General features: G+C 65.8%; 22 protein-coding genes and 1 tRNA gene. 10 read left to right on the forward strand and 13 right to left on the reverse strand.

The annotated features are described in order from the left end of the window. Nucleotides 1–19: 19 nt before the first annotated feature. The 4 genes from HOP03_07085 to HOP03_07100 all read right to left on the reverse strand — a co-directional run bounded on the left by HOP03_07085 (nt 20) and on the right by HOP03_07100 (nt 3,949). Nucleotides 20–844: a DUF4339 domain-containing protein gene (locus tag HOP03_07085; GenBank protein ID NOT87928.1), complete on the reverse strand. Its 825-nt coding sequence runs from the start codon at nt 842–844 to the stop codon at nt 20–22. 115 nt (nt 845–959) lie between these two features. Next, the gene (locus HOP03_07090; GenBank protein ID NOT87929.1) at nt 960–1,433 is read right to left on the reverse strand and encodes a DUF494 family protein; all 474 of its coding nucleotides are present in this window, start codon (nt 1,431–1,433) and stop codon (nt 960–962) included. A 71-nt stretch (nt 1,434–1,504) separates the two neighbouring features. Then, nucleotides 1,505–2,695, reverse strand: coding sequence for a DNA-protecting protein DprA (gene dprA, locus HOP03_07095; protein NOT87930.1), 1,191 nt, complete (start codon nt 2,693–2,695; stop codon nt 1,505–1,507). Nucleotides 2,696–2,785: 90 nt separating this feature from the next. Beyond that, complete coding sequence (locus tag HOP03_07100) at nt 2,786–3,949, reverse strand: LysM peptidoglycan-binding domain-containing protein (GenBank protein NOT87931.1); 1,164 nt, start codon at nt 3,947–3,949, stop codon at nt 2,786–2,788. A gap of 131 nt (nt 3,950–4,080) precedes the next feature. Between HOP03_07100 and def the strand changes: the two genes are divergently transcribed. The 6 genes from def to HOP03_07130 all read left to right on the forward strand — a co-directional run bounded on the left by def (nt 4,081) and on the right by HOP03_07130 (nt 10,572). Next, a complete protein-coding gene (gene def, locus HOP03_07105) occupies nt 4,081–4,596 on the forward strand; it encodes a peptide deformylase (GenBank protein ID NOT87932.1) in 516 nt (171 codons plus the stop codon). Between the two features lie 224 nt (nt 4,597–4,820). Continuing rightward, nucleotides 4,821–5,483, forward strand: coding sequence for a hypothetical protein (locus HOP03_07110; protein NOT87933.1), 663 nt, complete (start codon nt 4,821–4,823; stop codon nt 5,481–5,483). 15 nt (nt 5,484–5,498) lie between these two features. Continuing rightward, nucleotides 5,499–6,422 (forward strand): methionyl-tRNA formyltransferase, encoded by a 924-nt coding sequence (locus tag HOP03_07115; GenBank protein NOT87934.1) that lies wholly within the window; start codon nt 5,499–5,501, stop codon nt 6,420–6,422. A gap of 126 nt (nt 6,423–6,548) precedes the next feature. After that, the gene (gene rsmB, locus HOP03_07120) at nt 6,549–7,850 is read left to right on the forward strand and encodes a 16S rRNA (cytosine(967)-C(5))-methyltransferase RsmB (protein NOT87935.1); all 1,302 of its coding nucleotides are present in this window, start codon (nt 6,549–6,551) and stop codon (nt 7,848–7,850) included. A 107-nt stretch (nt 7,851–7,957) separates the two neighbouring features. After that, on the forward strand, nt 7,958–9,664 hold the full coding sequence (locus HOP03_07125) for a glycosyltransferase family 39 protein (GenBank protein ID NOT87936.1): 1,707 nt from the start codon (nt 7,958–7,960) through the stop codon (nt 9,662–9,664). Next, entirely contained in the window at nt 9,664–10,572 is a 909-nt protein-coding gene (locus HOP03_07130) for a polysaccharide pyruvyl transferase family protein (protein ID NOT87937.1), read from the forward strand. Before HOP03_07125 ends, HOP03_07130 begins: the two co-directional genes overlap by 1 nt. 256 nt (nt 10,573–10,828) lie before the next feature. On the opposite strand, the gene HOP03_07135 is transcribed toward HOP03_07130, so the two are convergent. The 6 genes from HOP03_07135 to HOP03_07160 form a co-directional block, all read right to left on the reverse strand. Then, nucleotides 10,829–12,709 carry an ATP-binding cassette domain-containing protein gene (locus HOP03_07135; protein ID NOT87938.1) on the reverse strand — a complete coding sequence of 627 codons (1,881 nt, stop codon included), beginning with the start codon at nt 12,707–12,709 and terminating at the stop codon, nt 10,829–10,831. A gap of 321 nt (nt 12,710–13,030) precedes the next feature. Continuing rightward, nucleotides 13,031–14,677, reverse strand: a complete 1,647-nt coding sequence (locus HOP03_07140; protein ID NOT87939.1) for a YdiU family protein — start codon at nt 14,675–14,677, stop codon at nt 13,031–13,033. Continuing rightward, on the reverse strand, nt 14,655–15,767 hold the full coding sequence (locus tag HOP03_07145) for a glycosyltransferase family 4 protein (protein ID NOT87940.1): 1,113 nt from the start codon (nt 15,765–15,767) through the stop codon (nt 14,655–14,657). The genes HOP03_07140 and HOP03_07145 overlap by 23 nt, the downstream gene beginning before the upstream one ends. A gap of 12 nt (nt 15,768–15,779) precedes the next feature. After that, nucleotides 15,780–16,688, reverse strand: coding sequence for a glycosyltransferase family 2 protein (locus HOP03_07150; protein ID NOT87941.1), 909 nt, complete (start codon nt 16,686–16,688; stop codon nt 15,780–15,782). A gap of 10 nt (nt 16,689–16,698) precedes the next feature. After that, entirely contained in the window at nt 16,699–17,649 is a 951-nt protein-coding gene (locus HOP03_07155; GenBank protein NOT87942.1) for an SDR family oxidoreductase, read from the reverse strand. 144 nt (nt 17,650–17,793) lie between these two features. Then, nucleotides 17,794–18,594, reverse strand: coding sequence for a glycosyltransferase family 2 protein (locus HOP03_07160; protein NOT87943.1), 801 nt, complete (start codon nt 18,592–18,594; stop codon nt 17,794–17,796). On the opposite strand from HOP03_07160, the gene HOP03_07165 reads away from it, so the two are divergent. Continuing rightward, nucleotides 18,593–19,645 carry a CDP-glycerol glycerophosphotransferase gene (locus HOP03_07165; protein NOT87944.1) on the forward strand — a complete coding sequence of 351 codons (1,053 nt, stop codon included), beginning with the start codon at nt 18,593–18,595 and terminating at the stop codon, nt 19,643–19,645. The genes HOP03_07160 and HOP03_07165 overlap by 2 nt on opposite strands. Before the next feature lie 103 nt (nt 19,646–19,748). Here the strand turns inward: HOP03_07165 and HOP03_07170 are convergent, their stop codons facing one another. From HOP03_07170 to HOP03_07180, 3 genes are all read right to left on the reverse strand, one after another. Then, on the reverse strand, nt 19,749–21,281 hold the full coding sequence (locus tag HOP03_07170) for a PH domain-containing protein (GenBank protein NOT87945.1): 1,533 nt from the start codon (nt 21,279–21,281) through the stop codon (nt 19,749–19,751). Next, on the reverse strand, nt 21,262–21,690 hold the full coding sequence (locus tag HOP03_07175) for a PH domain-containing protein (GenBank protein ID NOT87946.1): 429 nt from the start codon (nt 21,688–21,690) through the stop codon (nt 21,262–21,264). The genes HOP03_07170 and HOP03_07175 overlap by 20 nt, the downstream gene beginning before the upstream one ends. A gap of 185 nt (nt 21,691–21,875) precedes the next feature. Further along, nucleotides 21,876–22,793, reverse strand: a complete 918-nt coding sequence (locus tag HOP03_07180; protein NOT87947.1) for a lauroyl acyltransferase — start codon at nt 22,791–22,793, stop codon at nt 21,876–21,878. Between the two features lie 225 nt (nt 22,794–23,018). Between HOP03_07180 and HOP03_07185 the strand changes: the two genes are divergently transcribed. The 3 genes from HOP03_07185 (at nt 23,019) to HOP03_07195 (ending at nt 25,763) form a co-directional block, all read left to right on the forward strand. After that, entirely contained in the window at nt 23,019–23,459 is a 441-nt protein-coding gene (locus tag HOP03_07185; protein NOT87948.1) for a D-tyrosyl-tRNA(Tyr) deacylase, read from the forward strand. 206 nt (nt 23,460–23,665) lie between these two features. Then, the gene (gene rpoD / locus HOP03_07190; GenBank protein ID NOT87949.1) at nt 23,666–25,516 is read left to right on the forward strand and encodes an RNA polymerase sigma factor RpoD; all 1,851 of its coding nucleotides are present in this window, start codon (nt 23,666–23,668) and stop codon (nt 25,514–25,516) included. Between the two features lie 171 nt (nt 25,517–25,687). After that, nucleotides 25,688–25,763: transfer RNA gene (locus HOP03_07195), tRNA-Ile, on the forward strand. The last annotated feature ends 38 nt before the right edge of the window (nt 25,764–25,801 follow it).

Genomic DNA, 25,801 nt, shown 5'->3' on the forward strand with positions numbered 1-25,801 from the left:
TTCCGGAGTGCGGGCGTGATCAGACGACGTGGCAGTGCGGCGGCAGGTGGCCGGACGGCAGCGTCTGGTTGCGACAGACGATCGCGACCTCTTCGCCGCTGATGTTCACTTCGTAACGCAGCGTTTTGTCGAGGACTTCCGGACCCAGGCCGAAGAACCGCACCGCGTAGGCGCATTGGCTGCCGCCGGGCGCTGCAGGTTCGATGCCGAACCAGCCCTCTTCGTTGCCCTGGTAGCGCGAATGGCGCACCTGGATGGTTTCGAATTCGAAGGTGTCCGGACAGGTGTTGCCGTTGGCGGCATAGAACTCGCGCATCGTCACCGTCACCAGCTCGCGGGCCAGCGTGTCGGTTTCGGCCATGCGTTCGGCGTCGAAGGTATGGACCTTCTGCTGCACGGCCGGCAACGGCGTTTGCCCGGGCGGTGCGGCCTGTCCCGTGCGCGCCGCTTTGGAACGTTCGACGTACTGCTGGTACGCCGGCAATGCGATGGCGGCGAGGATGCCCAGCAGGAACAGGCCGACCACGCCGAGCACGATGGCGATGATGACGCAGCCGGTGCGGTTCGACGGCGGCGGCGCGGCGGCCCGCATCGGTCCTGCGTGCGACGCGGTCGCAGCGGCGGGACGCGAAGGGACCGGGGGCGGCAGCGAGGCATCGGGCTTTACGCCGCTGAGGCCGAGTTCTTCGATCAAGCGCTCGACCGGCTGCCACTCGCGCAGGCCTTCGTGCCACGCGAGCGTGTCGCGCGCGATCTGGCGCTTGCGGTAACGCTCGCGCATCTCGTCCGCGCTGAGCGGGCCGACACGGCCCTGCCCGGGTTCGTGGTAGTACCAATCGGTCATGCTGTCCCCATCGTGTTCGTTCCGGCGGTGATGTCCGCGCCGGTGGCGGCGTGCTCTCCCGAACGCAGCCTAACGTGTGTCGCGTATCGTGGGCGCGACGCCCATCACTGGCGCGTCAATGCACCAGTTCGCCATCATCATCGAACATCTGCGTTTCCATCCACGCATACGCCGCTTCGGAGCCGGGCTGGTTGAACAACACCATCAGCACGACCCACTTGAGATCGTCGAGGTCCAGTTCGTCCTGGTCGAGCGCCATCGCGCGGTCCAGCACCAGCTCGCGCTGGTCGGCATCGAGGATGCCCTGCTGTTCGAGGAACATCAGGAAGCCGCGGCACTCCACGTCGAGCTTGTCCAGTTCCGGGCCGAAATAGACGCGGGTGGGACCGTCGGCACGCGGCACGGACGGGCCCGGGCGACGCTCCGCCAGACCGTCCAGCCACTCGAACGCCTTGTGGATCTCGGCGGGACTGAAACCGGCCTGCAGCAGGTTGTTCTGCAGGGAGTCGCGGTCCCGTGCCAGATCCGGGTCGTTGGCGATGTAGTGCTCGAAGAGGTAGAGCAACACATCGAGGATGCTTTCTTTCATGTCCCCTGACTTGCGCCCGTCGGCGCACTGGAAAGGATGGAATCGCAAGCCCTTCGACGGACGCTGTTGCGCTAACGACGGCTGTAACGACCGTGTTCGACCGCGACCCGCCCCTGCAATTCCATATGCAGCAGCATGGAGGACAGGTCTGCAGCCGTCAATCCGGTGCGCACGACCAGCTGATCCATATCGCTTGGGTCGTGACCGAGCGCCTGCCACAACCGGTGGTAGGCGGGGTTGTCGAAGGTGGTCTGTTCCGGCGGCGTGCCCGGTGGTCTCTCCGGAGCCGCATCCGGCCCCGGGCGGACCTCGGAGATGGGGCCACCGAGACGACGCTGCAAGTCGCCCCGCAGCGCGCCGGCCCAGGATCCGAGCGCGGCGACCACGTCGTCCGCGGATTCGACCAGCGAGGCGCCGTCACGGATCAACCGGTGACAGCCCCGGGCCATCGGGTTGTGGATCGAGCCCGGCACCGCGAACACCTCGCGCCCGGCGTCGGCGGCCAGCCGGGCGGTGATCAGCGCCCCGGAGCGGCTGGCGGCTTCGATCACCAGCGTGCCCAGGCTCAGGCCGGCGATGATGCGGTTGCGGCTGGGGAAGTGCTCGCGGCGGGCGTCGGTGCCCGGCGGATGCTCGCTGACCACCGCCCCGGCCCCCGCGATGCGCGCCAGCAGCACGGCATGGCTCTGCGGATAGGCCACGTCCGGACCGGTGCCGAGCACCGCGACCGTGACTCCGCCGAGCCCCAGCGCCGCCTCGTGCGCGACACGATCGACGCCCGCCGCCAGCCCGCTGGTGATTCCGAACCCGGCGGTGGCCAGCGCACCGCTGAAACTGCGGGCGTTGTCGCGGCCTCCGGCGGTCGGGCTGCGGCTGCCCACCACCGCCACCGCCGGATGCCACAGTAGCCCGGCATCGCCGGCCACGAACAGGGCGAGCGGCGGGCTGCCGATGCGGCGCAACAGCGGCGGGTAGTCCACATCCTGCCAGCCGATCAGGCGGTGCCCGGGCGCCTGCAGCCAGTCGCGGCAGCGCACGAGCACGGCTGGCGCCAGAGCGCCAGGATCGCCTTCCAACGCGCGGATCTGTCCCGTCTCCAGGCCGGCGTCGCGCCAGCGCTGGCGTGGCAAAGCGCGTACCGCTGCGGCGGAGCGGTGGGTTTCCAGCAGGGCCCGGCGCGGCGCGGCGGGCCCACCGGCGAGGGTCAACGCGAGCAGTGCGTCGGTGTCGGCATCGATGCGGCTTGTGTCGGAAGCGTCCATGCCGTCACCGTAGCCCGCAAACGACGACGGCGCCCTCGGGCGCCGTCGCATCGTTCGGTAGGAAAACTCCTACGTCTGCGTCGCATCAACTCACATCGCATCCGGACCTTTCAGGCGGTAGCCGACGCGGCTGGGTTTCGTGCCTTCCATCACCAGACCGTAGCTGACCTTGTCGAAGGTACGGAAGATCATCACGTGGCCGGCGTATTCGTCCGGCAGCTGCACGCGCGCACCCTTGGTCACGGTTTCGTCGCCGCGCCAGTAACCGGTCTCGACGCGATCCACCGTATTGCTGCCCTGACGCCAGATCGACAGCACGGTGCCGTTGTCGACGCCGTCCTGCGCGCCGACCGACAGCGCGACCACGTCGCGCGGGCCGCCGCTGGTCAGCTGGTTGGCGACCGCGAGCACGCGTGCCTTGTTCTCGTCCAGCGCCTGCTTCGGCGGGTGCGGGAAGAATTGCAGGTCGTAGGGCTGGGCATCCACCGGAATCAGGCGGTCGCCGACGCGCACTTCCAGACTCGGATCGTCCAGCTTGAGGGTCGTGACTTCGACATCGCCTTCCATCAGCTTGACGACGCTGCCGGCATTGACCCGATAGAGCTCCTGGCCGAGTTCTTCGCCGTCGATCTCGTTGCCGGCGGTATCGCTCCAGGAGGTGCCGAAGCCGGGAATCCGGTTGCCGCGGAAATCGTTGTCGTTGCGGCTGAGCATGTCGCAGCATTCGCGCTGGCCGATGCGCACGTAGCGGACCGTCGGCCGGACCACGGCGTAGCGCTGGCCGAGCTGCGCGCCTTCCAGGCCGCGAACGTAGGCCTGGTGGCCACGCACGGCGCGGGTGATGTCTTCTTCCAGGCCGACGACGTACGGCAGCTCCTTGAAGGTGTCGACCACGCGCAGATCGCGGAGGTAGGTCTCGATCTCGGACAGCGAGATCGCATTGACCGGCGCGTCGGTGCGCGGACCGGGGGTGACCCCGACGCGGTCGAGATAGGCGAGGCTGATGACGTCGCCCGGATAGATCAGATGCGGATTGGCGATCTGCGGGTTGGCCTGCCAGATTTCGGGCCACAGCCACGGGCGCTTGAGGAAGCGTCCGGCGATGTCCCACAAAGTGTCGCCACGCTTCACCGTGTAGGTGTCGGGGTGGTCGCCACGGAACTCCTGGGCGACCGCGAAGGTCCCCACGGTCAGTAATGCGACGGTGCCCATCACCTTCAGACGGTGAGAAAGGCGCTTAAGGATGATGGCCATCTACTTGCTCCCCTTGGGATTTTCCCCAAAACATCGACCGCACTATAGCCCACAAATCCCGGCTCTTGGCAAGTCTGGAGACGCTACAATGGCCCTTGTCCGCGCCTAAACGCCGCCCCATCTTCACAAACATGACGCTCCTCTCAATTCTCGAATTCCCCGACCCCCGTCTGCGGACCAGGGCACAGGCCGTCGATCCGGCCCAAATCGCCGATCCGGCCTTCCAGACCCTGCTCGACGACATGCTGCACACCATGTACGAAGCCCCGGGCATCGGTCTGGCCGCCAGCCAGGTCGACGTGCACCAGCGTTTCATGGTCATCGACATCAGCGAGGAGAAGGACCAGCCGCAGGTGTTCATCAACCCGGAGATCACTCTGGCCGACGGCCATCAGGTCTACCAGGAAGGCTGCCTGTCGGTGCCGGGGATCTTCGCCGACGTCACCCGCGCCGACCAGATCACCGTGAAGGCCCTGGGCCGCGACGGCCAACCGTTCGAGCTGAGCACCGACGGCCTGCTGGCGATCTGCATCCAGCACGAGATGGACCACCTCGAAGGCAAGCTTTTCGTCGATTACCTATCGCCGCTGAAGCGCGACATGGTGCGCAAGAAGCTGGAGAAGGCGCGGCGCAGCAGCGCGGCGTAAGCACCCCAGAATGGGATAGAGCGGGCTTCAGCCCGCTGCTCTTGTCATCCCGAGGCGAAGCCGAGGGACCTGCTGTCCGGAATCCCGATAGACTTCCGATCGGCCGTCATTCCCGCGAACGCGGGAACCCAGCGACTTTGATGCGGACATCAAGCAAAGACACTGGATCCCCGCGTTCGCGGGGATGACGAGAATTTGGAGTTCGGCGATTCCCGGAGGGCACGATGAGTCGCAAGCTTTCGATCTTGGGTATTGTTTTGACGGCAGCTTATGCTTGGCTGCTGTATTTTATTTTCGACGGCCGCATTGTCGAAAGCTTGACGATGGATCCAAACGAAATTGGCGATCTGCTTGCCGGTATGTTTGGCCCGCTGGCGATTCTTTGGTTAATTCTTGGTTTTTTTCAGCAAGGAATCGAATTGCGCCAGAACACAAGAGCGTTAGAGTTGCAGGCCGAAGAATTGAAGAACTCAGTTGAACAGCAGCGAGAACTTGCCAATGCTGCAAATGTTCAAATCAAGTATGCAAAAGAGTCCCAAAAGCCAAAATTTGTTCTGCAGCCTTCTTCTTTTGCAGGGACATCGATGAAGCTGCAGATAAAGAATGTTGGCGCACCGGCGACCAATCTCTCAATCATCGGCTCCTCAGGCTTTGGAAACATATCAAACCGCCAATGCTCTCTTCTCGAGAGGAACAGCGAGTTTTCCATCAATATAGAGCCCGTAATTCCTCCAGGAATGAATCGAGCAATGGGAATTGAGGATCACTATTGGATATCTCTGGAATATGAATTTGGAAATGGTTATTCAGAACAAACTGTTTTTGATTACGATGATGATCCCGGAGCAGGGATTGGTCGATTTATCGCCAGAAAATCTCATGCTTAAACAAGGTTAGATCAAGTGACCCTCCGCATCATCTTCGCCGGCACCCCCGCCTTCGCCGTCCCCTGTCTGCGCGCCGCCGCGCGGCACAACGAAGTCGTGGCGGTGTACACGCAGCCGGATCGCCCTGCCGGACGCGGGCGGACATTGACGGCATCGCCGGTGAAGCTGGAAGCGCTGCAGCGCGGGATCGAAGTGCTGCAGCCGGAAACGCTGAAGAAGCAGGTGTCGCGCGATGCGCTGCGCGCGCTGGAACCGGACATCATGATCGTGGTCGCCTACGGCCTGATCCTGCCGCAGAGCATCCTCGATATTCCGAAATACGGCTGCTGGAACGTGCACGCCTCGATGCTGCCGCGCTGGCGCGGTGCTGCGCCGATCCAGCGCGCGATCGAAGCGGGCGACACCGAAACCGGCGTGTGCCTGATGCAGATGGAAAAAGGCCTCGACACCGGCCCGGTGCTGCTGTCGCAGTCGCTGGCGATCGGCGAACACGAAACCGGCGGGCAGCTGCACGATCGGCTTTCGGAACTCGGCGCGCAGGTGCTGGCCGATGGCCTGGGTCTGCTGCGCGCCGGCATCGTGCCGGTAGCGCGTCCGCAGCCGGATGAAGGCGTGACCTACGCGCACAAGCTCGACAAGCACGAAGCGAAACTCGACTGGTCGCAGCCCGCCGCGACCTTGGCGAACAAGGTGCGCGCGTTCAATCCATGGCCGGTGGCCGAAGCAGAACTGGCCGGCGACCGCGTGCGTATCCACGGCGCGGTGGCATTGCAGGTCGCGCACGACAAGGCGCCGGGGACCGTACTGGCGGCCGGTCGCGACGGCATCGATATCGCCTGCGGCGACGGCGCGCTGCGCATCCGTACGCTGCAGCGCGAAGGCGGCAAAGCCATCACCGCCGCCGACTATCTGAATGCGCGGCGCGATCTTGTGTCGTAAGCACTGATTTCTGTGGGGGCGGCGGCTTCCACACTATTGATTCCACAACATCATCGCGATGTCGGAGCTCGATCAGTCATTCGACTGCAGAACACCGTCCTCCAACATCAGCCTGAGGCAGCCCGCATGACCGATACGACTCCCGGCACCGCCTCCCGCCTCGCCGCCGCGCGCGTGCTCGACGCGGTATTGCATCGCGGCCGTTCCTTGAAAGGCGAATTCGGCGCCGCGCTGCCGAAGATCGCCGATCCGCGCGATCGCGCGCTGGTCGAAGCGATCTGCTTCGCCGCGCTGCGCAATCGCGCGCGCTACGCCGCCGCGCTCGCGGCGTGGATCCCGAAGCCGCTGGGCAGGAGCGACGAGCCGCTGCGCGCGCTGCTGTACGTCGGCTTCGCCCAGCTCGATGCCTTGAAACTGCCGGCGCACGCCGCCGTCGATGCGACCGTCGAAACCGCGCGCGCGCTCGATCGCGGCCATCAGGCCGGCATGGTCAATGCGCTGCTGCGGCGCGCGCAGCGCGAGGGGTTTCCGCCCGCCGATCCGGCGCAGGTCTGGCCGGAGTGGCTGCTGGCGGAAGTGCGTCGCGACTGGCCCGGGCACGTCGACGCGATCCTCGCCGCCAGCGCCGCCGCCGCGCCGCTGTGGCTGCGGGTCAATCGTCTGAACACCACGCGCGACGCGTATCGACAGCAGCTGCAGGACGCCGGCATCGCCGGATCCGCGCACGACGCGCTGCCCGATGCGCTGCGGATCGGGGATTCGCTGGCGGTGGCGGATTTGCCCGGCTTCGAGGACGGCGTGGCCTCGGTGCAGGACGGCTCCGCGCAGGCGGTGGCCGATGCCTTGTCGCCACCGGTCGGCGCCCGCGTGCTGGATGCCTGCGTCGCCCCCGGCGGCAAGGCCGCGCATCTGCTGGAACGCGACCCGACCCTGCGCATCACCGCGCTGGATATCGACTCGCGCCGGCTGCGGCGCACCGCCGAGACGTTGCGCCGGGTCGGCGTGGCGGCGGCGGTCGAACTGAAAGCCGCCGACGCCGCCGATCCCGCCGCATGGTGGGACGGCACGCCGTTCGACGCAGTGCTGATCGATGCGCCCTGCTCCGCGACCGGCATCGTCCGCCGCCAGCCCGACATCCTGTTGCACCGCCGCCCCGGCGACATCGATGCGCTGGTCGCCACCCAGGCACGGCTGCTGGATGCGGCGTGGACCACGCTCGCGCCCGGCGGCGTGCTGGTCTACGCGACCTGCTCGATCCTGCGGCGCGAGAACGCCGCACAGATCGAGGCGTTTCTGGCGCGCACGCCGGAAGCCAGCGCCGAACCGCTGGCGGAAACCTTCGGCCATGCCGCTGGCGCGGGCCGCCAGCGGCTGCCGGGCGAAGACGGCATGGACGGGTTTTTCTATGCGAGGCTGCGGAAGGCCTGAGATTCTGTAGGAGCGGCGCGAGCCGCGATGGGTGATAGGGAACATTCCGCAGCCCATCGCGGCTCGCGCCGCTCCTACAAAAGCGTGATGCCGATTAAGATGCGGGAATGCTGAAAACCCGCGCATCGAAAGAATTCTGGCTGCTCGCCATCGTCGCCCTGCTGATCCTGGGGGCCGGTCTGGGTCTGCGCGACCCGTGGCCGTCGGACGAGCCGCGCTTCACCCTCGTCGCCAAGCAGATGATCGAAAGCGGCGACTGGCTGTTCCCGCATCGCGGCACCGAGCTGTATTCGGACAAGCCGCCGATGCTGATGTGGCTGGAAGCCGCGTTCTACACCGTGTTCCGCGACTGGCGCATCGCCTTCCTGCTGCCGTCGCTGCTCGCGGCGCTGGGCACGCTGTGGTGCGTGTACGACCTCGGCCGCCGGCTGTGGACGCGCAGGGTCGGGCTTTATGCGGCGTGGGCGCTGCTGTTCGCGCTGCAGTTCACGTACCAGTCGAAGAAGGCGCAGATCGATCCGCTGGTGACGTTCTTCATCACCCTCGCCAACTACGGCCTGTTGCGCCATCTGCTGCTGGGACCGAACTGGAAACTGTGGACGCTGGGCTGGTTCGCGGCCGGGCTGGGCACCATCACCAAGGGCGTCGGCGGGCTGGCGCTGTTGATGATCCTGCCCGCTGCGATCGCTTCGCTGATGCACTGGTCGCGGGTGCGTCTGCACGTGCGCGACCTTCGCTTTTGGATCGGACCGCTGGCCTTCGTCTTCGCTGCGGCGCTGTGGCTGGTGCCGATGGTCACCGCTGCGCTGAGCCAGGACAATCCCGAATACAGGGCGTATCTCAACGACATCCTGTTCCGGCAGACCGCCGGGCGTTACGCGAAATCCTGGGACCACGCGCAGCCGCCGTGGTACCACTTCGAAGTGATGCTAACCGCGTGGCTGCCGACCGTGTTCGCGCTGATCTGGGCGCTGCCGGCATGGCGCACGCGCCTGCGTCGGCGCGATGCGCGCTATCTGCTGCCCTTGGCGTGGTGGGCACTGATCGTGGTGTTCTTCTCGATTCCCGGCGGCAAGCGCGATGTCTACATCCTGCCGGCGCTGCCGATGATGTGCCTCGCGCTGGGGCCGCTGCTGCCGGGCATCGTGCGCAGGCTGTGGGCGAAGCGGATCGCGTCCGGGTTCGTCACGGTGCTGGGCGCGGTGTTGCTGGGTGCGGGTCTGGCGATGTGGTTCGGCGATCCGAAGTTCGAAACCAAACTGATGTCGGACCGCGGTTTCACCGACGGCGGACACGCGCTGTTCGGGCTGTTGATCGCGATGGGCGCGTGGTCGCTGGCATGCGTGTCGTGGCATCGGGTGAGCAACGGCGTGGTCGGGCTGCTGTGGGCGATCGGTGGCATCTGGGTGCTGTACGGTCTGGTCGCGCATCCGCTGCTGAATCCGTCCAGTTCCGCGCGCGGATTGATGGAATCCGTCGGCGAGCGCATCGGGCCGGATGCCGAACTCGGACTGGTCGGCTGGAAGGAACAGAATCTGCTGATGGCCGACCGCCCCGCAGCGACTTTCGGCTTCAAGGCGACATGGCCGGACCAACTGTCCAAAGCCATGGCATGGCAGGCCGATGCGCCGACCCGGCGCTGGCTGCTGGTGCAGGAACCCGCGCTGTCGCAGTGCGTCGACAGGACCCAGGCGCAGTTCGCGGGCGTGTCGAACCGGCGCCGCTGGTGGCTGGTGCCCGCCGCTGCCGCCGACACGGCCTGCGTGCCGCAAGGCGTGCAGACCCAGAACCAGGCGGACGGGCAGGAAGACTGATGCAACTGCGCTATGCGCGCATGGCGCAGGGCAATTTCGGCGACGATCTCAACGTCGATCTGTGGCCGGAACTGTTTCCGGATCTCGCCGCGCACCATCCCGAGGCGCATCTGTACGGCGTCGGCACCCTGCTCGGCGGCTCGCGTCCGGATGGGCCGAAGGTCGTGCTCGGTTCCGGCAGCGGCTATCGCGGCGCGCCCGCGCTCGACGACGACTGGCGCGTGTACTGGGTGCGCGGGCCGCGCACCGCACAGCGCTGCGGGCTCGATCCCGCGCTGGGGCTGGGCGACGGCGCGGTGCTGTGGTCGGGTCTGCGCCGCGCGCATGCGCCGGTGCCCGGCCGCATCGGTCTGGTGCCGCATCACAAGAGTTACGACGGCGCCGATTGGGACGCGATCGCGCGCAATGCCGGGTTGTTTCCGATCGATCCGCGTCAATCGCCCGAAGCGGTCACCGCCGCGCTCGCCGGCTGCGAGCGCGTGCTCACCGAATCCCTGCACGGCGCGATCTTCGCGGACACGCTGGGCATTCCCTGGCGCGCGGTGGTGTTGGCGCGGCGCTTCAACGATTTCAAATGGGGCGACTGGCTCGACACGCTCGGCATGACCCTCGATGCCGCAGAAGTGGACGTCGAACTCTTGCGCGCGTTGCCGTTCGCGAAAGTCATCGGCAACCGGCTCGCGCGCTGGACGGATCGCGGCGGTGCCGACGCGCGCAATCATCTGCGCCCGGTACGGGCGGCGACTGTGGACGATATCGCCCGGGTCGTCGATGCATTGCGCGGCTTCGCGGCGGACAGTGCGAAATTCGTCGTCAGCGATCTTTCGCGCAGGGCTGCGCAGCAGGCGGCGATGCACGAACGATGCGTGCAGTTCGCGAAGGACTACGGACTGATGTTCGCGGGGTGAATCCAACGATATTCACGAATAGGGTGCGCCTTGGTCTGAGGTCTGCCTACTTTTCGAGCATTTCAAAAAACGTCGTCATCCCCGCGAACGCGGGGATCCAGCGACTTTCAAGCTTCTGCACAGCGCAAAGACGCTGGGTTCCCGCGTTCGCGGGAACGACGGGTAAAAAGAACGGCGACTGCCGATCAATCGATACGTTTTATTTTCCTGAGGAAAAAGCGGGGATACCTCAGGCCGAGGCGCACCCTATCGAAGATTATTCCGATTCCAACGCTTCCCACTGCGCGTAGGCCTGTTCCAGTGCGGTCTGCGTCGCCGCGAGTTCGGCGTTGTGCGCGGCGACCGATGCATGGTCGCGCTGGAAGAATGCCGGATCGTGCATGGCGGCGGTCATCGCGGCGATCTTCGTCTCCAGGGTTTCGATGCGCGCCGGCAGCAGTTCGAGTTCGCGCTGGTCCTTGTAGCTGAGCTTGCGCTTGGCTGCTGCAGGCACGGGCACTTCGACCACTTTTTCTTTCGGCGCCGCCGCAGCCGTGGCGCGCGCCGATTCGCCCCGGGTCGGACGCTGGCGCAGCCAGTCGCTGTAGCCGCCCACGTAATCGCCGACGCGGCTATCGCCTTCCATCACCAGGGTCGAGGTCACGACGCTGTCGAGGAAGTCGCGGTCGTGGCTCACCAGCAGCAGCGTGCCGGGATATTCGCCGAGCAGTTCTTCCAGCAGTTCCAGTGTCTCCACGTCGAGGTCGTTGGTCGGTTCGTCCATCACCAGCAGGTTCGACGGCTGCGCGAACAGTTTGGCCAGCAGCAGCCGGTTGCGTTCGCCGCCGGAAAGACGGGTGATCGGCGCGCGCGCGCGTTCCGGCGTGAACAGAAAGTCTTGTAAATAGCCGATGGCGTGCTTCTGCTTGCCGTTGATCTCGACGAAATCCTTGCCTTCGGAGACGTTCTCCAGCGCACTCCAGTCTTCGCGCAGCGTGGCGCGGTACTGGTCGAAATACGCGACCTGCAGTTGGGTGCCGATTTTGATCTCGCCCGATTGCGGCTGCAGATCGCCCAGCAGCAGTTTGAGCAGGGTGGTCTTGCCGCTGCCGTTGGCGCCGATCAGGCCAATTCGATCGCCGCGCAAGATCGTTGTGGAGAAATGCTTGAGCAGCACGCGCTCGCCGTACGCGAACGACACGTCCTTCGCTTCGATGACCTTCTTGCCCGATGCACCGGCCTGCGCGGTCTCCATGCGCACGTTGCCGGACAGATCGCGCCGCTGCACGCGCTCGTCGCGCATCGCCTTGAGCCTGCGCACGCGGCCCTCGTCGCGGGTGCGGCGGGCCTTGATGCCCTGTCGGATCCAGATTTCCTCCTGCGCCAGCATCTTGTCGAAGCGCGCGTTCTCCTGCGCCTCGGCGTTCAGGCGCTCTTCGCGGCGGCGGACGTAGTTGTCCCAGTCGCCGGGCCAGCTGCTCAGCTGGCCGCGATCGATCTCGACGATGCGGGTGGCCAGCGAACGCAGGAAGCGCCGGTCGTGGGTGACGAAGATCAGCGCGCCCTGCCAGGCTTTCAGAAAGCCTTCGAGCCAGTCGATGGCCGCGATGTCGAGATGGTTGGTGGGTTCGTCCAGCAGCAGCAGATCCGGCGCCGAGACCAGCGCGCGCGCCAGCAGCACGCGGCGCTTCATGCCGCCGGACAGGCGCGTGAAGTCGGCGTCGCCGTCCAGATCGAGTTTTGTGAGGGTTTCGGTCACGCGCTGGTCCAGCGACCAGCCGTTGCCGTCCTCGATCCTGGTCTGCACCACCGCCAGGGCGTCGGTGTCGAGCTCGTCGGCGTGGATCAGGTGGTGATAGTCGGCAAGCAGCTGGCCCATCTCGCCCAGACCGTCGGCGACCACGTCGAACACGCTGCCGGCGGCACCGGCCGGCACTTCCTGCTCCAGTCGGGCGATGCGCACCCCGCCCTCGATGCGGATTTCGCCGTCGTCGGGCTTGTGCTCGCCGGCCAGCAGGCGCAGCAGGGTGGATTTGCCGGCGCCGTTGCGGCCGATCAGGGCGATGCGCTCGCCGGGCTCGATCGCGAGATCGACGCCTTGGAGCAACAGCGGGCCGCCGACGCCGAAATCGACGTCATTCAGAGTGAGGATGGGCATCCGCCTAGTTTACCGGCTGCACCCTGCCGCAGTACGCTTGGCTTTCGATTAGCCATCAAGCGGAGCCCGTCATGTCCAAAGGCATGGATCAGAAGAAGCAGGACAAGAAGAAACCGGAAAAGACGCTGAAAGAGAAGCGCGCGGAAAAGAAGGAAAAGAAGGGCAAGTGAGCGCAGGCTTGCGCGATCACCGCGCTTGATCCTCCTTGATCGTCATCCCCGCGAAAGCGGGGATCCAGAGTCATTCAGAGCCACTGGATCCCCGCTTTCGCGGGGATGACGGCTTTTGGGGTATCGCGCCCGTTGAAAACTGCGCTGGTATTCAGGAACTGCACGACAGCATCGAACATCCCGCACGATCGCGCGCCCAGTCGGGACGCTTTTCGGCGAAGCGTTCGTTGCCCGGCCGGCCCGCATCAAGCGCGTCGTCGTAAGGCCGGCGCATCACTTCCAGCAATTCGCCGATGCCCGCCGTGTCGCCGGCTTCGGCGCGATCGATGACCTGCTGCGCCAGGTAGTTGCGCAATACGAATTTCGGATTGGCCAGACGCATCCGCTCGCGACGATCCGCAGCCGTCAGCGGGTCTTCGCGCAGCCGCGCGGCGTAGCGCTGCAGCCAGTCGTCGAACTGCGGCGCATGCGTGTCGCGCTTTGCCTCGTCGTAGAACGCGTGCTCGAACGGCGCCAGCGTTGGCGCTTCGATGTCGATGTCCATCAACGCGCGGAACCACAGGGTCATGTCGACTTCGGCCGCATGCATCGACGCGTGCAGGTCGCGAATCAACACGACATCGTCGTCGCGACAGGTCTCTAAACCCAGCTTGCGCGCGATGTTGTCGCGGTCCGCCGCGCTGTAGGCGATACCGAAGCCATCGATGCCGGCCTGCAGCGCTTCACCGCTTGCGAACAGCGGCGAGATCGCCTGCGCGAGGCGTACCAGATTCCAGCGCGCCACCGCCGGTTGCCAGCCGAAACGATAGCGACGGCCGCCGGCATCGGTGGTGTTCGGCGTCCAGTCCGGGTCGTAGGCGTCGATCCAGCCGTAGGGGCCGTAATCGATGGTGAGGCCGAGGATCGAAAGATTGTCGGTATTCATCACGCCATGGACGAAACCGACCCGCATCCACTCGGCCATCAGCCGAGCGGTGCGCGTGGAAACTTCGGCGAACCAGTCGGCGTACAGCGTCTCGCCACTGCCGGTGAGGTGCGGGAAGTCGCGGCGGATCGCGAAATCGAGCAACTGCCGCAGCAGGTCGACTTCGCCGCGCGACGACGGCAGCTCGAAATGACCGAAGCGCAGGAACGATGGCGCGACCCGGCAGACCACCGCGCCGGGTTCGGGCTTCGGATGGCCGTCGTAGAACATGTCGCGGACCACGTCCTCGCCGGTGGCGACCAGCGACAGCGCGCGCGTGGTCGGCACGCCGAGGTGATGCATGGCTTCGCTGCACAGGAATTCGCGGATCGACGAGCGCAGCACCGCGCGGCCGTCGGCGCTGCGCGAATACGGCGTCGGGCCTGCGCCCTTCAACTGCAGCTCCCAGCGCTGACCGGCGGCGTCGACGGTTTCGCCAAGACTGATCGCACGGCCGTCGCCGAGCTGGCCGGCCCAGTGCCCGAACTGGTGGCCGCCGTAATTGGTCGCGAACGGGTCCATGCCCGGGAGCAGCGCGTTGCCCGCGAAGACCTGTGCGAACTGTTCCGACTCAACTTCGGCTTGGTCCAAGCCAAGCACTTCTGCCATCTCGCGCGAAATCGCCAGCGTGCGTGGCGCGACGACCGGCGCCGGCGCCACGCGCGACCACAGCGCGCCGCGCACTTCGCGACGTCGCGGCCCTGTGTCTGCGTCGCCCGGCAGTTCGGCAAGCAGGCGGTTGTCGAAATCGAACTTCATGCCCGGCAGGATAGACGCGCCGGGCGTCGCGTGTCGCCGACGTTGCGGGCGATCACCCGGAACGCGCAGTGGCATAGGCCGCTTCGGTGCTGGAGACGAAGATCTCCAGCCCGAATTCCCGTTCGGCATGGGCTGCAGCATGGCGACCCATGTCCGCCAGCCGGATCGGGTCTTCGAGCATTCCGGTCACCGCCTGCGCGATCGCCGCACGATCGCGGACCGGAACGCACCAGCCATCGGCGCCGGGCTCGATGTTCTCCGGCAGACCCGCGTAATCGCTGATCAGCACCGCCTTGCCCATCGCCATCATTTCGCGACAGGCGAACGAAATGGTTTCCACCGCGTACGACAGAACGAAACCGGCATCGATGGCGGCGATCATCGGCCGCACATCGTCGAGCATGCCGAGATGACGGACCCGGTCGCGCAGGCCGAGCGCTTCCAGCCGCGTCGACTGCGCGGGCGTCAGCGGTTTGCCGCACAGCAGCAGCCGCACCTGGCGCTTCGCGTCGTCGTCGAGCGTCGCGATCGCTTCGATCAGGTCCATCCAGCCTTTGTGATCGGCGGTGCCGGCGTTGCTGCCGAGCAGCAGCGTCGCACCCTCGGCATGGCGCGCGCGTTCCGCCGCCACCGCGTCCGTCGGCCAGGGATGGAAGTAGCCGGTGTCCACGCCGTTGCGCACGGTCACGATCGGCAGGTTTGCGTACGCGCTGGTTTGCAGCATGCGCCGGGTGTAATCGCTCACCGCGAGCACCAGGTGCGTGCGCTTGGCGCGCCAGCGATGGCCTAGCCCGGCGATCGGTTTCGAGTTGTGTTTGGTCAGCACGATGCGCGGCGCGTTTTCCGCGCCGCGCAGCGCCGCGAGCACCAGCCGGTGGTCGGCCGAACCATTGACATGGACGATATCGAACGCGTGCTGGCGCAGATAGGCGCGCAGTTGCCGGCGTGCGCGCAGCGACTCGGCCAGTTTGCCCAGTCCGTTCGGAAACGGCTGCGCGACGGCACGGATACCTTCGACCGTGGCCGCTTCGCGATACAGCCGACTGGTGGGCGGCGCGGCGACATGGATCTCGTGCCGGTCGCGGAGCCCGCGCGCCAGCGCCATCAGGTACGTGGTGTGGCCGCCGCCGTCGCCTTCGTGGAAATTGGTCAGCAGGATCTTCATGCGGGCATGCGTTCAGCGGGCACGTTTGCGGCCACCGAGAATGCTCAGCGCGCGCTCCAGCCGCTTCCAGAGCGGCGCCGGGCCGCGCATGCACAGGCGCATGTAGCGCTTGGTTTCGGCCCAGTCCGGCGCGGGCTTGGTCTTGTATTCCAGCTTGGCCAGTTCGAGACAGGACTCGTCGATGCCCACCATGCGCGCGTAATGGCCGATCAGGCCGCGCGAGTGCAGGCGGTTGAGGAAATTCGAGGTCGGGCCGCGATTCGACCACCAGCCGTTGTTGCCGTGGATGCGGTAGCCGACATCGCCGGTGGGCAGAAAATATTTGTGCGCACCGTACACGCTGGCGCCGTAGACCAGACAGTTGTCGGCGCAGAGTTTCCAGGTGCGATAGAGCTGCTGCGGCAGATCGAGCGAGCGCTCGGCGTAGCTCTTCCGCATCGACAGCGCCGAAGTCGGGGCACCGTACCAGTAGGTCAGCGCCCAGGTGCTGATCGCGGTGTAGCCCAGATCCACCGCCTTGTCGGCGTAACCGATCCGCCGCTGTTCATCGCCGAACAGCACGATGTCGGTGAACACGAAACCGACCTCCCTGCGGCCGTCGTAGATCTCGCCGATCTTCGCCAGATAGTCCGGCGCCCAGCGGTCGTCGGCATCGAGAAAACACAGCACGTCGGCATCGCTCGCCGCCACGCCGCGCTGGAACGCGACCAGCTGGCCGCCGTTCTCGCCGCACAGCAGCGTCACCCGCGCATCGTGGCCGTAGCGTTCGCGCAGATAGTCCTGCGAACCGTCGGTGGAACCGTCGTCGACGACGATGATCTGTTTCGGCGCACGGGTCTGCGCCAGCGCGCCGTCGATCGCCTCGGCGACGAAGTTGCGGTAGTTGTAGCTGGTGACGATGACCGCGAAGGTCGTGCTCATAAGCTCGTACTCATGCCGCAGCACCCTCGCCCAGCGTGCGCCGGAAGTAGGCGATGGTTTCCTTCAACCCGTCTTCCAGCGCGACCTTCGGCTCCCAGCCGAGTTTCGAGCGGGCCAATGAGATGTCCGGCTGACGCTGGCGCGGATCGTCTGAAGGCAAGGGCCGGAACACCAGTTTCGAGCGACCGCCGACCAGCTTCAATACCAGTTCGGCGAGTTCGACCATGGTGAATTCGCCCGGGTTGCCGATGTTGATCGGGCCGGTGAAACCCGCCTCGGTATCCATCGTCCGCACGAAGGCTTCGATCAGATCGTCGACATAGCAGAAGCTGCGCGTCTGCTTGCCGTCGCCGTAGATGGTGATGTCTTCGCCGCGCAATGCCTGGACGATGAAATTGCTGACCACGCGGCCATCGTTCGGATGCATCCGCGGGCCGTAGGTGTTGAAGATGCGCACGACCTTGATGTCGAGACCATGCTGGCGGTGGTAGTCGAAGAACAGGGTTTCGGCGCAGCGCTTGCCTTCGTCGTAACAGCTGCGGATGCCGATCGGATTGACGCGGCCCCAGTAGCCCTCGGTCTGCGGATGCACTTCCGGGTCGCCGTAGACCTCGCTGGTCGAGGCCTGCAGGATCCGCGCCTTCAGCCGCTTGGCCAGTCCAAGCATGTTGATCGCGCCATGGACGCTGGTCTTGGTGGTCTGCACCGGATCGTGCTGGTAGTGCACCGGCGAAGCCGGGCAGGCGAGGTTGTAGATCCGGTCGACTTCGACGTACAGCGGAAAGGTCACGTCGTGACGCATCAGCTCGAAGTACGGGTGGCCCAGGCGGTGCGCGATGTTGCGTTTGCTGCCGGTGAAGAAATTGTCGACGCAGATCACATCATGACCGTCGTCCAGCAGGCGATCGCACAGATGCGAGCCGAGAAAGCCGGCACCGCCAGTGATGAGCATACGAGCCATGTTGACGGTAGTCCTTGAATGAATTGGGATGGCATTCCTGTGCCGAACAGGACGCCGCAATCAACGGCCCCCAACCGTCGCGATATTTTCGTGGATCGGGCGCCGGAACGCGAGCGATGGGTGAAACCGGACCTCAGTCACAGGTCAGCGTTCAGGCGTATCCAGCGGTCGACCTTCCTGCAGCAGCCACAGCATGATCGTCTTCTGGCGCACGTAATTGGCGCGCACATAGGCGTAGACCAGACCATGCCAGCCGTCGAGAAACCCCAGCCGGAACACGTAGCCGCGCCAGAACCGCCATGCGGGCGACAGGATCAGTTTGGCGAGCGAGGCGCGTTTGCCGCGCGAGAATTCGTATTCGGCCATCATCCGCGCGTAACGCTCGGTCTTGCTCAGCTGCTGCATCAGCGAGCGATACGGGTAATGGATCAGATCGCCGGCCAGCGTTCGCACCGCGCCGTCGACGCTGGCGGCCTCGTGGATTTCGCGATCGCCGCGCCAACCGCCGCGACGGCGGTCGAACAAGCGCAGCACGCGATCGGGATAGGCGTTGCCGCGGCGCAGGAATTTGCCGAAATACTCGCTCAACCGCGCGAACCGGTAGCCGACCGCATCGGCGAAACCGGCATCGCGCGCGGCCAGGATCGACGCCTTGAGTTCCGGGCTGATGCGTTCGTCGGCGTCCAGGCACAGCACCCAGTCGTGGGTCGCTTGATCCACCGCGAACTGCTTCTGGCTGCGGAACCCGTCGAACGACCGCACCAGCACGCGCGCACCGGCCGCCTCGGCAAGCGCACGGGTGTCGTCGGTGGAACCGGAGTCCACCACCACGATCTCCGCGCAGAATGCCAGCGAAGCGAGGCAGTCGCCGATGCGGTCGGCCTCGTTGAACGTGATAATGACCGCCGAAACCGGCGGGTCCGAAGCGGGTGAGGACGTATTGATGGCGGAGTACCTGTTGTTCGCGACCGAGCGCTATGCGCTGCCCATCCTGCAGCCGTTGGCGGATGCGCTGCAAGCCTCGGGGCACGGCGTGTCCGCGTGGCTGGTCGACGGCGCCGCTGGCGCGCGCCTGCCCGCACCGGTGCGCAGCGTGGGTCTGCGCGAAGCGGTGGCGCTGAAACCGCGTGCGGTGTTTTCGGCCGCGAACTGGGTGCCGACCTTCCTGTCGGGCCCGAAGGTGCAGATGTTCCACGGCTTCAACGTGGAGAAGCGCGACGATGCGCGCGGGCATTTCCGGGTGCGCGGTCTGTTCGACCTCTACTGCACGCAAGGCCCGGCGACGACCGCCCCGTTCCGCGCACTGGCCGCACAGCATCCGCACTTCGCGGTGGTCGAAACCGGCTGGCCCAAGCTCGACCCGCTGTTCCGCGACGACGGCGGCGCTTCGGCCGCCTTGCGCGCGCCCGCGAACGGACGACCGACCGTGCTGTTCGCCTCCACCTTCACCGAACGCCTAAGCGCCGCGCCGCATCTGTTCGACGCCATCGCCGCCGAGATCGCGCGCGGCGACCGCTACTGGCTGCTGACCCTGCACCCGAAATGCGCGCCCGAGCTGTTCGACCGCTATCGCAGCCTCGTCGGTCCGAACGCCGCTTTCGTCGAAACCGAACAGCTGATGGCCGCGCAGCGCGCCGCCGATGTGCTGGTGGCGGACACGACGTCGGTGGTCTCGGAATTCGTGGTCCAGCACAAACCGGTCGTGACCTTCCGCAACCGGGCGCCGAAGCCGCACATGCTCGATTTCGACGCGCCATCGCAGCTGCCGACGATGCTGGCGCAGGCGTTCGCGCCCAGCGCATCGCTGCGCGACGCCTTGGCCGACTACGCGAATGCGATTCATCCGTATCGGGATGGCCGTTCGTCCGAACGCGTGCTCGCGGCCACCGAAGCGCTGCTCGAGGGCAGGTTCGGCAGGCTCGCCGGCAAACCCTTGTCGGGGCGACTGCGCGCCCTCCAGATTCGCGCCGATCTGGGCTACTGGCGTCCGGGCTGATTCTTCAGTTTTTTGTGGGAGCGGCGGAAGCCGCGATGCTTTCCGAAAAATCTTTCGGTCGCTTATCGCGGCTTCCGCCGCTCCCACAGGATCCCGTACCCGGTCACCAGCGCAGCGTACTGCGCGCGATTTCACGGCCAAGACGGGCATGCAAGTCATGCGCATCGGCGGCGGGCAGGAAACGCAGCCGCAGCGGTTCGGCCATCGCATTGCCGCCAGCGGTGTCCAACAGCAGCGAAGCCATGCCGAGACTGCGTTCCAGCGGCGATTGCCCGATACGGATCGCCTGCAGTTTGTCGATCTCGGCGAAACGCCATTTGCGGTTCCACCACCCGTTGCGGATCGCGATCAGGGTGTCGTCGATCGCATAGCCGGCATGACGCGCATCCTGCCATGAGATGTACGCCGCCCAGGGCACCCACAGCGCCACCAGCGTCGCGCCGAGTACGCCGAATTTGTACCAGCCGACCCAGGCGACGGCAGCGGTGATGAGCAGCCGGGGCACGAACAACCGCCAGCCCGTCCATCGATGCAACGGCCGCCATTCGACGATCGGCCAACGGATCCGGGGCGCGAGATGGCGGATCAGTTCGTCGCAGCGCTCGGGCGTGGCGACCGGTGCGATTTCGCGCAGCGAGCGCGGCTGGCCATGCGAGCCGTTGTCGAGCACCGCCGTGCTTACTTCCAGCGTGCGCCGGTGGAACAACCGGTGCAGCATGCCCTCGCGCAGCGCCCACGACTGGATGCGCCGGCGCGGCGTGCTGGTACGCATACGGGTGAAGAGGCCGCGTTCGAGCGTCAGGCGGCGGCCGTGCTCTTCCAGTCGGAAACCGCTGTACTGCAGGACTGCGATGACCACCGAGAACAGCCGGATCAACACGACGAAACCGATGATCATGATCACCACCGCGATCGCTTCGTGGCCGCGACCATAGGTTTCGACGACCCCGAACATGCCATAGGCCATCGCTCTGAACACGCCTTCAATCAGGTCGGGGCTGAACTGGGAGAGTGCCGCGAACGCACCGCCGATCACGAGCATGCCGCGATTGGAAATCAGCCCCGCCCGGACGATCTCGGACAACGACAGCGTGTGCAGCACGTCGCCCGTGTCCGCCATCGCACTCTGCGCGGGCGCGCCGGCCGGCGCGCCCGCACCGCCCCGGCGTCGCACCAGCGCTTCCAGCGCCAGTGCGTCTTCGAGCTTCAACACCCGCATGTCCGCTTCCGGCTTGATCCCGCCGGCCGATTCCAACCGCACTTCGGCCACGCCGAAAATGCGGTGCAGCAGCGTCTGATGCAGGCCGACGTTGTGGATCCTCGCGAACGGGATCTGGCGCAGGCTGCGTTCGAATAGACCGCTGCGGATCTGCAGACTGTCCTCGCCGATGCTGTAGCGATAGCTGTAGTACTGCCAGAGCGAGATCGCACCGAGGATGCAGATCGTCACCAGCCCCCAGAGATCGTTGCGATCGCCGCGACCGAACAGGAACACCACCAGGATCGGCACGATGAATTGCCGCAGTTGCTGGATCAATACGAACAGCCACGACATCGGGTGCAGCCGACGTTCCAGCGGCGCGGCGGCGGCGATGGCGGCGGGTCTCTCCAGCGCGTCAGGCGTCGGCGTGGTCATCGTCTTCCTGGCGATCGATCTGGCGGCTGAAGTAATTGCGCAGGCGTTCGGCGTCCTCGTCCTCCAATCCGGAAATGCTGACCGCATTCAGCCGTGTGCCTGCGGTATGCAGGACCAGCGAAGCGAGACGATGCGCGCGTTCCAGCGGCCCGCGCTTGATGTCCAGATGCTGCACGCGCGAGGTCGGCACCCGGGTTTCCCACTGCCACAGTCGCCCGCGACGCACCGAGAAGCCGTCCGCATCCAGTTTCCAATGCGTATGGCGATAGCGCTTGTGCGCCACCCACAGGACCAGCGAGATCGACGCCATCCAAAGACCCGCCATCGCCAGCCATGTCCAGTCGTGCTCGAATCGATTGGCGTAGAGCGAAGCGGAGATGAACAGCGTCGGCGGCAGTGCGACGAACATCGCCACATACAGGAAGACGCGATATGCGCGCTGCGGCAGGCGCTGCCAGTCGCTGGGACCGGACCAGCCGGGGGCGGTGTCCAGCGCCGGGATGGCGCTTCCGGTCGTGTCGAACGACGGTTCGATCGCGAGGGCGTCGGCTGTCGCGGGGTCGCTCGGATGTGGCGTGGATTCGCTCTGCGGCGTCATGCGCGGCCTTCAAGATCGCGGTAGGGGTTGTGATACGGGTTCAACGACGGTTGCAAGGTGTAGCGCTTGTAGGTCCACTGGTACTGCGTCGGCGCGCGACGGGCGATGCGCTCCACCGCCGCATTCAACGCCGCGACCGCGACGATGGTATCGCCCGACGCGATCGCGTCGGGCGCCGGCTCGATCCGCAACGCGAACGCCTGATCGCCGATCCGCTCGCAGTAGGCGAACAGCACCGTCGCGCCGCTGCGTTCGGCCAATCGCGGCAACAGGGTCATCGTATACGCAGGCCTGCCGAAGAACGGCGCGAACTCACCGTCGCCGCGCTTCGGTTGCTGGTCGGGCAGGATACCTATCACGCCGCCGTCGCGCAGGCGTTTGAACAACTGGCGGATACCGGCGGCCTCGGCGCGGATCTGGGCGACACGGCCGTCATCGTCCGCGCGCACCCGGCGCAGGAAGGCTTCGCCCAGCGCCGAGTCCGGCGGGCGGTACAGGATCGCCAGCGGCGTGTGCGCGGCCAGCCACTGGCTCAACAGTTCCCAGTTGCCGTAATGCGGCGCGGCGACGATCACGCCCTTGCCCGCCGCGATCGCCGCATCGAACAGTTCGACGCCCTGGGTTTCGCGGATCAGCCGGAGATTCGCTGCGTGCGGCCGGGTCCACAGTCGAAGGGTTTCGAGCGCCTGGCGCGCGGTGGTGCGCAGGATCTCGCGCTGCAGCGCGTCGCGCTGCCCGGGCAGCAGCTCGGGGTAGGCCAGTTCCAGATTGCGGTGCGTCACCCGGCTCTCGCGACCGCCGCTGCGCCACCACAACCAGGCGATCCCATCGCCGAACACGCGCAGCCACGGCCACGGCAGGCGCGCGAAGGCACTGGCGAACAGAAACAACAGGTGGGCGACGACTTCGGACATCCGTCGAGTCTACTTGGCCGGCGGCAGCGGCACGGAGTGACGGATGTCACTGCGTGCGGGTCATTGCGTGCGAGGTCGTTCTCCTGATGACCACCGCAGCGATGACAGCCGCCGCGATGACAGCCGGCCCATCCAGGACAGGCTTGCGTCTCGAAGCGCATCCCGGAGATGCTGCCGCGTCCCGTCTCCCTCATCGCTGCCCGACACCATGCTCGCCCTGATCCAATGCTCGCCCTGATCCAACGCGTCACCGAAGCCAGGGTCGTCGTCGACGGCGAGACCGTCGGCGCCATCGGCCCCGGGCTGCTGGCCCTGATCGGGGTGGAGCCCGGCGATGGCCCGGCACAGGTCGCCAAGCTCGGAGACCGCCTGCTCCGTTACCGGGTATTTTCCGACCCCGCCGGAAAAATGAACCTGTCCCTCGCCGACACCGGGGGCAGCCTGCTGCTGGTCAGCCAGTTCACCCTCGCCGCCGAGACGTCCTCGGGGCTCCGGCCGAGCTTCAGCACCGCGGCTGCGCCTGCCGACGCAGAGCGTATCTTCGACGAAATGGTGGTTTACTGCCGTCAAAAGCATGACAAGGCCGTTGAAACCGGCCGCTTTGGCGCACACATGGTCGTCAGCCTCGTCAACGACGGTCCGGTGACCTTCCTGCTCCGGGCCTGAATCCCGCAACCGCGCCGCCGCACGAGGCTTGAATGCGTGGCTGCGGCGCACCACATCGTCCGGGCACAGCCTCCTTTTCCCCGGTCGCGCGTTGTACCGACCGAATGCTTCCGAATCACCTCAAGCGCCGTTTCCGCCCACTCCGGCGCCCAGTCCCCGCCCCGGGGCTGTTATAATTACGGGTTCACTTTCCCACGGTGGCGCCCATGGCCAACGAACGTCAGGCTCCGCAGTCCGACATCAAGCAACTGATCAGCAAGGGCCTGGAGCAGGGCTATTTGACCTATGCCGAGGTCAACGATCACCTGCCCGACGACCTTGTCGATCCCGAGCAGATCGAAGACATCATCGGCATGATCAACGGCATGGGCATCGAGGTGCACGAAGTCGCGCCCGATGTCGACACCCTGCTGCTCGCCGAAGGCACGACCGGCAATCGCGAAGTCGACGATACCGCTGCCGAAGAAGCCGCGGCCACGCTGACCGCGCTCGACGGCGAAGGCGGTCGCACCACCGACCCGGTGCGCATGTACATGCGCGAAATGGGCACGGTCGAGCTGCTGACCCGCGAAGGCGAAATCGCCATCGCCAAGCGGATCGAAGAAGGCCTCGTGCAGATGATGTCCGCGCTGGCCAGCTTCCCGTGGTCGGTGCAGCTGTTGCTCGAAGAGTACGACCTGCACAAGGCCGGCAAGAAGCGCCTCGCCGACATCGTCGTGGGCTTCAACGACATCGAAGAGCCGGTCGAAGAGATTCCTGTCGCAGAGATCGCCGAAGACGCGCTGGAAGCGGCCGAAGACGAAGAAGTCGCGGAAGGCGCCGAAGCCGAAGCCGGCCCGACCGGTCCGGATCCTGCGGAAGTCGCGCGTCGCATGGAAGGACTCGGCGCCAGCTACGTGAAGTTCCAGAAGGCCTACGCCAAGCAGGGCCCCGCCAACAAGGCCGTCGCCAAGCTGCGCGAGGAAATGGCCGAGCAGTTCATGACCCTCAAGCTGCCGCTGCCCTTGACCGATACGCTGGTCCGCAAGCTGCGCGAAGTGCTGGGCCAGATCAAGGAACACGAGCGCCGCATCCTCGACCTCTCCACCCGTATCGCGCGCATGCCGCGCAAGGATTTCATCCGCGCGTGGGAAGGCAACCAGACCAATGTGGGCTGGGTCGACGAAATGCTCAAGCGCAAGCAGAAGTGGTCATCGGGTCTGCGCGACGTGAAGGACCAGGTCATCGCCGAACAGGAAGCGACCATCGCCATCGAACAGGCGCTGTACCTCAACCTCGTCGACATCAAGGACATCAGCCGCGCGATGGCCTACGGCGAAGCCAAGGCGCGCAAGGCGAAGAAGGAAATGGTCGAGGCCAACCTGCGCCTCGTCATCTCCATCGCCAAGAAATACACCAACCGCGGCCTGCAGTTCCTCGACCTCATCCAGGAAGGCAACATCGGCCTGATGAAGGCCGTGGACAAGTTCGAATACCGTCGCGGCTACAAGTTCTCGACCTACGCGACGTGGTGGATCCGCCAGGCCATCACCCGCTCGATCGCCGATCAGGCGCGCACCATCCGCATCCCGGTACACATGATCGAAACGATCAACAAGTTGAATCGTATTTCGAGGCAGATGCTGCAGCAGTACGGCCGCGAAGCGACGCCGGAAGAATTGGCGAAAGAAATGGACATGCCGGAGGACAAGATCCGGAAAGTCCTGAAAATCGCCAAGGAACCGATCTCGATGGAGACCCCGATCGGCGACGACGAAGACAGCCACCTCGGCGACTTCATCGAAGACACCAACGTCGAATCGCCGATCGAGAACACGGTCAACATCAACCTGCAGGAAACCGTGCGCGACGTCCTCGCCGGCCTCACCCCGCGTGAAGCCAAAGTGCTGCGCATGCGCTTCGGCATCGACATGAACACCGATCACACGCTGGAGGAAGTCGGCAAACAGTTCGACGTCACCCGCGAGCGCATCCGCCAGATCGAAGCCAAGGCACTGCGCAAACTGCGTCACCCCAGCCGGTCGGAACAACTGCGGAGCTTCCTCGATATCGAGTAGGCACCACTGCGTTCAACCGGAGAAAAGCCCGCCGCATGGCGGGCTTTTCGTTTTTGCGGGGCATGCTGCAGGAACGCCTTCAGGTGCGACTGCCGACATGAGCCCAGACCCGTTGTCCCGGCGAAAGCCGGGACCCAGTTCTTCGCCTCGCTTTGCTAAGATTCCGCTCACGGGCCTATAGCTCAATGGTTAGAGCAGGGGACTCATAATCCCTTGGTTCCAGGTTCGAGCCCTGGTAGGCCCACCACATCGACCTCCGGCGGCATCCGCTTCGCGCGGATTCGT

It is taken from the genome of Lysobacter sp., from assembly GCA_013141175.1.
Taxonomy (GTDB): Bacteria; Pseudomonadota; Gammaproteobacteria; order Xanthomonadales; family Xanthomonadaceae; genus Lysobacter_I.

Bases quoted from the DNA above. Each gene is read 5' to 3' on its own strand.
- HOP03_07085 (NOT87928.1), bottom strand. From the start codon at position 844: ATGACCGATTGGTACTACCACGAACCCGGGCAGGGCCGTGTCGGCCCG.
- HOP03_07090 (NOT87929.1), bottom strand. From the start codon at position 1,433: ATGAAAGAAAGCATCCTCGATGTGTTGCTCTACCTCTTCGAGCACTAC.
- dprA (NOT87930.1), bottom strand. From the start codon at position 2,695: ATGGACGCTTCCGACACAAGCCGCATCGATGCCGACACCGACGCACTG.
- HOP03_07100 (NOT87931.1), bottom strand. From the start codon at position 3,949: ATGGCCATCATCCTTAAGCGCCTTTCTCACCGTCTGAAGGTGATGGGC.
- def (NOT87932.1), top strand. From the start codon at position 4,081: ATGACGCTCCTCTCAATTCTCGAATTCCCCGACCCCCGTCTGCGGACC.
- HOP03_07110 (NOT87933.1), top strand. From the start codon at position 4,821: ATGAGTCGCAAGCTTTCGATCTTGGGTATTGTTTTGACGGCAGCTTAT.
- rsmB (NOT87935.1), top strand. From the start codon at position 6,549: ATGACCGATACGACTCCCGGCACCGCCTCCCGCCTCGCCGCCGCGCGC.
- HOP03_07125 (NOT87936.1), top strand. From the start codon at position 7,958: ATGCTGAAAACCCGCGCATCGAAAGAATTCTGGCTGCTCGCCATCGTC.
- HOP03_07130 (NOT87937.1), top strand. From the start codon at position 9,664: ATGCAACTGCGCTATGCGCGCATGGCGCAGGGCAATTTCGGCGACGAT.
- HOP03_07135 (NOT87938.1), bottom strand. From the start codon at position 12,709: ATGCCCATCCTCACTCTGAATGACGTCGATTTCGGCGTCGGCGGCCCG.
- HOP03_07140 (NOT87939.1), bottom strand. From the start codon at position 14,677: ATGCCACTGCGCGTTCCGGGTGATCGCCCGCAACGTCGGCGACACGCG.
- HOP03_07145 (NOT87940.1), bottom strand. From the start codon at position 15,767: ATGAAGATCCTGCTGACCAATTTCCACGAAGGCGACGGCGGCGGCCAC.
- HOP03_07150 (NOT87941.1), bottom strand. From the start codon at position 16,688: ATGAGCACGACCTTCGCGGTCATCGTCACCAGCTACAACTACCGCAAC.
- HOP03_07155 (NOT87942.1), bottom strand. From the start codon at position 17,649: ATGGCTCGTATGCTCATCACTGGCGGTGCCGGCTTTCTCGGCTCGCAT.
- HOP03_07165 (NOT87944.1), top strand. From the start codon at position 18,593: ATGGCGGAGTACCTGTTGTTCGCGACCGAGCGCTATGCGCTGCCCATC.
- HOP03_07170 (NOT87945.1), bottom strand. From the start codon at position 21,281: ATGACCACGCCGACGCCTGACGCGCTGGAGAGACCCGCCGCCATCGCC.
- HOP03_07175 (NOT87946.1), bottom strand. From the start codon at position 21,690: ATGTTCGTCGCACTGCCGCCGACGCTGTTCATCTCCGCTTCGCTCTAC.
- HOP03_07180 (NOT87947.1), bottom strand. From the start codon at position 22,793: ATGTCCGAAGTCGTCGCCCACCTGTTGTTTCTGTTCGCCAGTGCCTTC.
- HOP03_07185 (NOT87948.1), top strand. From the start codon at position 23,019: ATGCTCGCCCTGATCCAACGCGTCACCGAAGCCAGGGTCGTCGTCGAC.
- rpoD (NOT87949.1), top strand. From the start codon at position 23,666: ATGGCCAACGAACGTCAGGCTCCGCAGTCCGACATCAAGCAACTGATC.